Origin of the sequence: Protofrankia sp. Cas3 (genome assembly GCF_963555955.1) — a bacterium.
GTDB lineage: Bacteria > Actinomycetota > Actinomycetes > Frankiales > Frankiaceae > Protofrankia.
In genome coordinates this window covers 1-8,626 of sequence record NZ_CAUVXP010000202.1, presented here as the reverse complement: position 1 = coordinate 8,626, position 8,626 = coordinate 1, and the positions used below count along the sequence as shown (strand labels likewise).

Below are 8,626 nucleotides of genomic sequence, written 5' to 3'. Positions count from 1 at the left end.
GGGCCAGTACGATGAGGCTGCGCAGTTCTTCGACCGGGCGCTGCAGCTGTTCCGCCAGTCCAACAGCCCGGCCGCGGAGGCCGAAACGCTGGTGTGCCTGGCCATGTGCCACGGCAACCGCAAGGAACTCTCCGAGGCCATCACCTGCTTGTCGATGAGCCTGACGATCGCGCGGGATCTCGACAATCGGCCGCTGGAGGCGTACGCACGGCGCCGCCTCGGTGACCTCTACCGCAGCCAGACGCGACTGGAACGCGCCCTCGCCGCGTACAACGACTCCCTGACCCTGCTCGCGGCCCTGCCGGATCCGCTGTGGGAGCCGCGCATCCTGATCAGCCGCGGGGACATGCTCGCGCGGATGGACGACCTTCCCAGCGCTCGGCGATCCTGGCAGCAGGGCATCAACCTGCTACGCAAGACCGGCTCTGCGGAACTCGCCGTCGCGGAGCAACGACTGTCCTCGACCGCACCGGTCAGGCCCGCCCAGTTCGGCGCCGGCCGGCTGCTCGGCGGATTCGACCCCGCCTACTTCATCAGCCGCGCCGCCGCCAGCCGGCGGATCGTGCGGGTCCTCAACACGTGGACCGACCTGGTCGCCCCCCAGCATGAGCCGGGGTTCGCAACGGCCGTGGGCAGCGCGCTGGACGGCGGTGCACTGGTGCAGATCCTCCTGCTCGACCCGGACTCGCGTGCCGCCGCGCAACGAGAGGAAGATCTAAGCCGCAGCGTCAACGTCCCTGACACGATCAGAATTAACCTGCGCCGGCTCGACGCCATCCGAACGGGTCTGGACCCGCGCCTGCGGCACCGGATGTCCGTGCGTGTCTACAGTGAGCAACCACTGACGAGTTACCACCGGTGGGACAACGGGGCCATCGTGTCGACGTATCCGGTTGGTCGCTCCTCGGCGGCTTCCACCCAGCATGAGACGACGGTCGACTCCACCCTCGTCCAGTTCATCGAGCAGCGCTTCGACAGCCTGTGGGGCCCGGAGGTCAGCACCGGGCTTGACGACTATCTGGGGCTACCGCTGCTGATCGATTCGCGAACGGACGGCTCGTCTGCGCTCACCGTGCAATACGTGCGGATCGAAGACTCGGTCTACGTGGCCGATGACACGTTGGCCCGGCTGGTCCGCGACAGCGGCCCGGACGGCGTTCTCACGCAGGTCGCCGGGTCTGGCCGTCATCCCCTGCTGACGTTGGGGAGATGCCGTGCGCTGCTCTGTCGTGACGACGCCTCCCGTCTCCGCGTGTTCTTCGCCCAGAAGTACGGGACGGAACACGACGGCGTGCTGCGCTTGTCACCGCTGCGGTCGGTGGGCCCCACGATACGGTTATGACCGTGGGACGCGGCGGCGAAACCGGTGAAGCTGCGGCACAGAGCTGCCCGCTGGTGACTGTCGACCTGTGGGGGGTGCATCCCCGTCATGTCCCACACGCAGTCGCGAGAATGGCACTGGACCGCCGGCACCTGCGGCGCACGACCGGCGTCGTCTTCGCCCGATCGCTCGGCACCGGACGCGGCCAGACCTTCGGTCTGCGCGACGCCGACGTGCTGCGCTGGGGTCTGCTGACCGTCTGGGCTTCCGCGCGCGAGGCGGCCGCGTTCGAACGGTCCGCCATGATCGGCGCATGGTCTGCAATCGCACACGAACGGTGGCGAGCTGAGCTCCACCCGCTGTCGTCCCGCGGGAGGTGGGCCCGCCAGCGTCCGTTCGGCGATCCGGTGACGCAGCCTGCGGGTCTGACGCACCCGGCGGATCCGATTGCGGCGATCACCAGAGCCAGGCTGTCGCTGCGGCGGGCACCCGCCTTCTGGCGCGCGGTGCCGCCGGTGGCCGAGGACCTCGCCCGATGCGAGGGCCTGCGGTTCGCGGTGGGGATCGGCGAGGCACCACTCGGCCTGCTGGGAACGTTCAGCGTCTGGGACGATGCCGAGGCATTGTGCCGGTTCGCCTACGGCAGCCCGGCCCATGCCGATGTCGTTCGCCGCACTGTCGACGGCGGCTGGTACAAGGAAGAGCTCTTTGCGCGTTTCGCCGTTCTACGTACCCACGGAACAGTTAAGGGCCGTGACCCGCTGGCACGATCCGAACAGGGGCCCGAACCTGGCGGATCAGTTTCACCGATCCGGCAGCAACCGCGAAAAACCTGATCATGGTTTATCCCGCGTGCTCGGACGCCCCACGGTAGCCGGGACGAAAATTCCCGACCCCCGTCATCCGATCATGACGGACGAGTCGGGTCGACAGTGGCGTCGGTCACCAAAAGATCCACACCGTTAACCAACCATTGAAGATCATGCGGCACGCTGGAAGTTATGCCGAGCGCAGATCTTCACCACGAGCCGGACCGCGACGCACGCCACTACAAGGACCCTTCATTACACACGAGACCATAAACATGCCTTCCGGTAGCCGTGTTTCACTTGAGATTGATAGCCGAAGGAAACAGGAATGTCTACACCCGCCGAGTCCGGCGTACGCGTCTACTCTCACCAGCTGCATGACACCCGCCGGGTCCTCATCGCGACCGGGGTGAGCGAACCCACCCGACTGTCCCTGACGTCGCTTCCGACGGTGTACCTACGAGCGGACCTCGCAGCCACCCCGTCCGCGCTGCCCGAGGCGCTGTCGACGTTGCGACCCCACACCCTGATCGTTGGCGCGAACACCGTGGACGCGGCCGCAATAGCCGCCTGGACCGCGGCGGTTCATGCCCAGGAAGATCCTAATGGACTTCTGATCGTTCGCCGTGGCACCTCACTCGCGGCCATCGACCGTGACTGCGCAGCCGCCCATGGCATCACGGTCGTCAACACTCCCGAGGTCAACGCTCGCCATATCGCCCGTTTCGTCGTCAACGCGCTGCTCATCGATGAACCTGACCCCCACCTGGATCCCGGCACGGTGACCGTGGGCCTGATCGGCGCCGGCGCGATCAACGGGCGAGTCGCGCAGGCCGCCGCAGCCCGAGGTCATCGGATTCTCGTTCACACACCGTCCCTGACCGCCGACCCACAGGCGCGGGTCAACTGGCTGTCCGCGCACGCGCCGGCGGACGCGACCGTCACCTTCGCCCCCGACGTCGCCACCGTTTTCGCCGGCTCCGACCTGCTCAGCATCGCCGTGCCGCTGACCACCAGCGGCCTGCACCCGACCGACGGACTCGTCGGCACCAACCACGTCAAGGCATTCGCCGGCACCCGGATCGTGGCGATCTGCGAGCCGGAGGTTCTCCTCGAAGACGCGATCATGCACGCCTACTCCAGACGCGAGCTGACGGTTGTCATCGACAATGCGCCCGGGCTGGTCGACCCCCTGCGCCAGCGGATCCTGGAGCGGTTTCCCGACGGCACAGCGTTGCGTCCGGGCTTCACCGTCAGTTCAGCCGCGATGCGCATGCCCGGCTGTGCCGAAGATCTTGACCAGGCGGTCCTCACCGTGGTGGCCACCAGCGAGGTTGCCGATCTGTTCGCCGGCCTGGACGCCGGCCGGACCCCCGGGCCGGCGGCCACCGCACCGGCAACCAGCGCACCGGCAACTACCGCACCGGCGGGGTGCGGCGCCGAACCGACGGCTGACCGTCGCGAGCATGGCCGGCGTCATCATCGGATCGATCCCGGCGAGATAGTGATCATCGGTGCCGGGATCGTCGGGTTGACCATCGCCCTGAGCCTGCACACAGCCGGCTGGCGCAAGCTGCGGGTACTGGACGCGGCCCCGGCCGACCGCACCGACCCCAACCTGCAGGGCACGACCTACCGCGGTACCGACGGGCGCCACCTGTCGCTGACCGAGACGATCCCGCACGCCGACGCATCCCGGCGCACGGTTCTGCGCCGCCCGCCCACGGACGGCGGATGGCAGCTACGCGACCCGATCACCCTCAATGATACCGAACGTGACTGGGTCACGGCGTTCGAGGAATTCACCGACCGTGCCGGGTTGCGTGCGCTCACAGTCGATCTCGCGATCGGTCTCAACCGTCTGGGCCTTCGCGGCTGGGAGGCATTGTTCGCTGCCTACCCGCACGCCTTCGATCGGCTGCGCAGGGATGCCCGGCTGCCCCGCTGTTACCTGTCTGCGCCGGATCTCGCCGCCGGGATGCGGCTGCAGAGCGCGATCAACTCCACAGCCAGGGTCCTTGGCCCGGATGAGATTGCGCTGCGCTGGCCTGCGCTCGTCACAGCCACCGCCGACCGGGTCGCCGACCTGGATCACTCGACCCCCGTATCCGTCGCGTCCGTTCACGGCGCTGTCGAGGTCGACGGGTATGCCGTCAACATTCACCAACTTGCCGACACCATCGGTAATCTGGTCGTAGCTGCTGGTGTACCCGTGCATTCCGGTAGTCCGGTACGGTCCCTGCGCAGGATCGCGAACGGCAACCCGGCCGGAAGCTCCGACGACCTTCCTGATGATCTTCCCGGCGACGGTTCGCACGACAGCTCCGATGACCATCCCCGCACCGAATCGGACGCCGAATCGGGCACCATAGAACTCGTCCTCGACGATGGCACAACCATGCGGGCCGGCACCGTCATCGTGACGATCGGCGGGCGTGATCTGGTTGCCCTCCTGGGCGAGGACGCACCATCAGCCGGCGCGGTCCAGCACGTTCTCGGAGTTTCGTTGACGCTGCCCAACCCCGGTCTGCGACACGCCCTCAAGGTGCACGCGCCGGACCCCATCGGGGTCGTGAACATCACCTTGTCCCCGGACTCCGCCCTGATACACGCCAGCGGAGGTTTCGGTTACCTGGGGCTCGCACGGCCTGCGCCGGACGATCCGCGGGTCGCGGAACTGATGGCGGCGCTGGAGGACATCGTCGGGCGGCTACTCGCCCCGCCGCAGGGCTCGGACGGACCGCACCGGATCCTCGACCGCCGCACCTGCGAACGTCCGATGACCCCGGACGGCCTGCCGGTGCTGGAAGCCGTGGACGCCTTCGGCGGGCAGGTGGTCGTGGCGGCCGGGACCAACGCGGGTGGCGCGGTCCAGGCACCGGCCCTCGCCATCCTGCTCGACGGCCTGCTCGCCGGCGAACGCGGCGGGATCCACCTGGCGCTGCGCCCGGATCGGGCCAGCCTGCGGAGCACCTCGGTACCGGTGTCGGTCTGATCCGAGTCGGACACCGTCTCCCAGGCCGCAGCGCCGCGAATCGAAGCGTCCCGAAGCAGAACTAAGCGGAACTAAGCTGAACTGAGCGGAACAACCGGTGATCTCGTGGTCCGACATCCCGTGGATCGTCGCCACGTCGGACCACGAGAGGTCCGGTCGCCCACCGGGCCGGACCGGCGGTGGAGGCGGCTGCTCGGCACCGGACAGCCGAGTTGACCAGCATCCATCGCCCCGCCCACCGCCCCGCCCACCGGCCCGGCCACCAGCGCGTGCGGGTGTCGGCGGAACGGGGTTGGGCACAACGCCCCGAGCACCCGTTATTGTCGAGCACCTTGGATGGTGTATGAGACGGACACGCCCCGCGCGTGGCCAACCGGCGACTGGCCGATCACCGTGGCGCGGGGCGAGGACGAAGACGCGAGGGAGGCAGGCTTGATGGAGCACATCGGGCTGGTCCGCTGGACACCCGCGCGGATGCGTGCCCGGCTGAGCGACGTCATCGGTGTCTACAAGGCCGCCTTCCTCGACGTCCACGAGGCTGATCCGGCGCGGGCGGCCATCGAGCGAACCATGCACGCACGCCGGCACGCTGAGCGTCGGGATCTGCGGGCGGTGGCGGCGCTGCTGCCAGACGACCGCCTGATCGGCTTCGCGTATGCCCTGCCCGGGCAGAAGGGCCAGTGGTGGCATGACGTCGTCTGCGACGCGCTGCAACCCGAGGACGCCGCGGTATGGCTCAGCGACTGCCTGGAGATCGTCGAGTTCCACGTCCTGCCGGAGTTCCAGGGACGGGGGGTCGGGCGCGAACTGATCCGGGAGCTGCTGCGCGAGGCTCCGCAACGCACAGCAGCGCTGTCGGCGCTGGAGCTTCCCGACAGCCGGGCCCGGCGGCTGTATGCCAGTGAGGGCTTTGTGCCGCTGCTGTCGAACTTCCAGTTCCCGGGCAGCTGGGTCGAATACGCGGTACTGGGTAAGCACCTCACGGCCACCGAACCCGCCCAGGGGGAACAACCCCGGTCCCGCGGCACGGCCGAACCGCCGACCGGCCGGGCTCAGGGGGCCAACGGCCGGCGGGTTCGTGCGGTCTGAGTGACCGCCCTTGCATGGGTCTTTGCCGCGGTCACCGTCGCCGCACAGATCGCCTATCCGCTGGCCACAAGTGCCGGACGACGTGATCTCACCGTCGCGACGGTGTTGTCGTTCGCCGCGGCCTCGGTCATCCACGCGGCTTGTACCCGCGGCGCCGGATGGGCGGCCAGCATGGTCCTGGTCACCGCCGGCGGCGGGCTTGCCGCCGAGACCGCCGGGGTCCACACCGGTCTCCTCTTCGGCCGCTACGTCTACACCGATGCCCTCGGGCCGGGTGTCGCCGGGGTACCCGTGGTCATCCCGCCAGCCTGGACGATGATGGCCTACCCGGCCTTCACCCTGGGACGCTACGCCGCCCGCCGGCTACCGGGCCAAAGGCGATGCGAGCGTGGTTCTGTCGCATCGCCGGAGGCCGAACTCCCCGGAACACCAGAGGGCCAAGGGCGGAGCGTCGCGGTGACCGCGCTGGTCGGAGGTTGGCTCCTGACAACCTGGGATCTCTTCCTGGACCCGCAGATGGTCGACGCCGGCTACTGGCGCTGGTCGGGCGATGTGCCCGCTCTCAACGGCATCCCCCTGTCGAACGCGGCCGGCTGGCTGGTGGTGGGCATCCTGATCACCGGGGGCCTGGCCCTGATCCCGCGACGGCGAGGCGTCCCGGACGGTCCGTTCGCCGACCGACTGCCGATTGTCATGATCGGATGGACCTACGCCTCATCGTTGCTGGCGAACCTGGTGTTCTTCGACCGTCCCGACGTGGCCCTGGCCGGCGGGATCGGTATGGGGACGCTGCTCGCCGCTGTGGGGGCCGCGGCGATGGCGACGCGCCGGCAGTACCAGCCGACCTCGTGACCCCCCACCGATCGACCCGAGGTCCGCGTGTCCGGCCCTACAGCTGGACACGGCCCTACAGCTGGACACGGCTGTCGCCGGTGGCGAGCGCGGTCGCAGCGGGCGTGCTCGCTGTCCACACCGCCGTGAACGCCCGCCTGTTGCGGGTCCCGCCGAGCGCCGAGCCGGTGGCCGAACTGGTGAGCGTGTTGCTGCCGGTGCGCGACGAAGTCGAGCGGGTGGTCCCATGCCTGTCGGCGGTGCTGGCATCGGTCGCGCTCCCCCACCTCGAAGTGATCGTCTATGACGATGCCTCCACCGATGGAACCGCGGAGCTAGCAGGCGGGATGGCCGACCGTGACAGCCGCGTCCGGGTGGTTCACGGCAGCACAGTGCCGGTCGGATGGCTCGGCAAACCGCACGCGTGCGCCCGGCTCGCCGACGCGGCCCGGGGAAACGTGCTGGTCTTCATCGACGCGGACGTCACCGTCGCCCCGGACGGGATCGCCCGGACGGTCGGATTGCTGCGCGCGACCGGCCTCGACCTTGTCTCGCCCTACCCCCGCCAGGACGCCCACACCCTCGCGGAACGGCTGGTTCAGCCGCTCCTGCAGTGGTCGTGGCTCGCGCTCCTGCCGCTGCGGCTGGCCGAACGGTCCCCGCGGCCGTCGTTGTCCGCAGCGAACGGCCAGCTCCTGTGCGTCGACACGGCTGCCTATCACCGGGCCGGTGGACACACCCGCGTCCGTGACCATGTCCTCGAGGACATCGCGCTCCTGCGGGCGGTGAAGGCCGCGGGCGGGCACGGGGTCGTCGCAGACGGAACGGACATCGCCTGTACCAGGATGTACAACGGCTGGCCGGCCCTGCGTGACGGCTATGCCAAGTCGCTGTGGGCCGCCGGCGGGAACATCGGCGCAAGCGCCGGCCAGGTCGGCGTCCTGGCCTGGCTCTTCGTGCTTCCGGCGATTGCCATGATGCGCGGTTCCCGGGCCGGCCTTGCCGGTTATGTCGCGGCAGTGGCCAGCCGGGTGATCGCGGCACGGCGCACCGGCGGCCGGGCCTGGCCCGACGCCCTGGCGCACCCGCTGTCCATCTGCGTGTACGGCTACCTGACCGCGCTGTCCTGGATTCGACGGCTACACGGCACCGCCACCTGGAAGGGCCGTCGCGTCTGACCGGTGAAAAACGGTGATGCAGCTGGTGAACGGCACACGATGGGAGCCCGATGTCGGGTATCCAACCGCTACGGTCTGCTTTGTGTACGATGTCCGTTCCCTTGGCCCACCCGACGCCGTTCCGCCGCTGTCGAACGCTGGGGCCGCCGTGGGCGGGCTGGTCACCGTCACCGCTGTTACTCTCACGGTCGTCTTCGCCGACGCACCGGGCCTGCGTACATGGTGCACGATCTTTCTGGCCGTGACGGTTCAGGCGTTCCCCTTCCTCGTCCTCGGCGTGCTCATCAGCGGCGCGGTGGCCGCGTTCGTCCCCGACGGCGCGTTGGCCCGGGTACTGCCGCGCCGGGCCGTGCTCGCCGTGCCGCTGGCCGGGGTATCCGGCGCGTTGTTGGCTGGATGCGAA

Annotated in this window: 7 protein-coding genes; all 7 read left to right on the top strand. The window is 69.2% G+C overall.

Features of this window, described 5'->3' with window-relative positions:
- Positions 1-1,342 (top strand): tetratricopeptide repeat protein (locus tag U9983_RS24740; RefSeq protein ID WP_322756316.1); only part of this gene is annotated, 1,342 nt, incomplete at its 5' end.
- The gene (locus tag U9983_RS24735) at positions 1,339-2,157 is read left to right on the top strand and encodes a spheroidene monooxygenase (protein ID WP_322756315.1); all 819 of its coding nucleotides are present in this window, start codon (positions 1,339-1,341) and stop codon (positions 2,155-2,157) included. The genes U9983_RS24740 and U9983_RS24735, both read left to right, overlap by 4 nt.
- A 301-nt stretch (positions 2,158-2,458) precedes the next feature.
- Positions 2,459-5,125: an FAD-dependent oxidoreductase gene (locus tag U9983_RS24730; RefSeq protein WP_322756314.1), complete on the top strand. Its 2,667-nt coding sequence runs from the start codon at positions 2,459-2,461 to the stop codon at positions 5,123-5,125.
- Between the two features lie 336 nt (positions 5,126-5,461).
- Positions 5,462-6,214, top strand: coding sequence for a GNAT family N-acetyltransferase (locus tag U9983_RS24725; RefSeq protein ID WP_322756313.1), 753 nt, complete (start codon positions 5,462-5,464; stop codon positions 6,212-6,214).
- On the top strand, positions 6,215-7,066 hold the full coding sequence (locus tag U9983_RS24720; protein WP_322756312.1) for a carotenoid biosynthesis protein: 852 nt from the start codon (positions 6,215-6,217) through the stop codon (positions 7,064-7,066).
- A gap of 80 nt (positions 7,067-7,146) precedes the next feature.
- Positions 7,147-8,223, top strand: coding sequence for a glycosyltransferase family 2 protein (locus tag U9983_RS24715; protein WP_322756311.1), 1,077 nt, complete (start codon positions 7,147-7,149; stop codon positions 8,221-8,223).
- Between the two features lie 25 nt (positions 8,224-8,248).
- The coding region (locus tag U9983_RS24710; RefSeq protein WP_322756310.1) for a permease at positions 8,249-8,626 on the top strand (378 nt) is incomplete at its 3' end.

What these genes read in the sequence shown, in the direction of transcription:
- U9983_RS24725 (WP_322756313.1), top strand. Translation starts at nt 5,462, where the DNA reads ATGGTGTATGAGACGGACACGCCCCGCGCGTGGCCAACCGGCGACTGG.
- U9983_RS24735 (WP_322756315.1), top strand. Translation starts at nt 1,339, where the DNA reads ATGACCGTGGGACGCGGCGGCGAAACCGGTGAAGCTGCGGCACAGAGC.
- U9983_RS24730 (WP_322756314.1), top strand. Translation starts at nt 2,459, where the DNA reads ATGTCTACACCCGCCGAGTCCGGCGTACGCGTCTACTCTCACCAGCTG.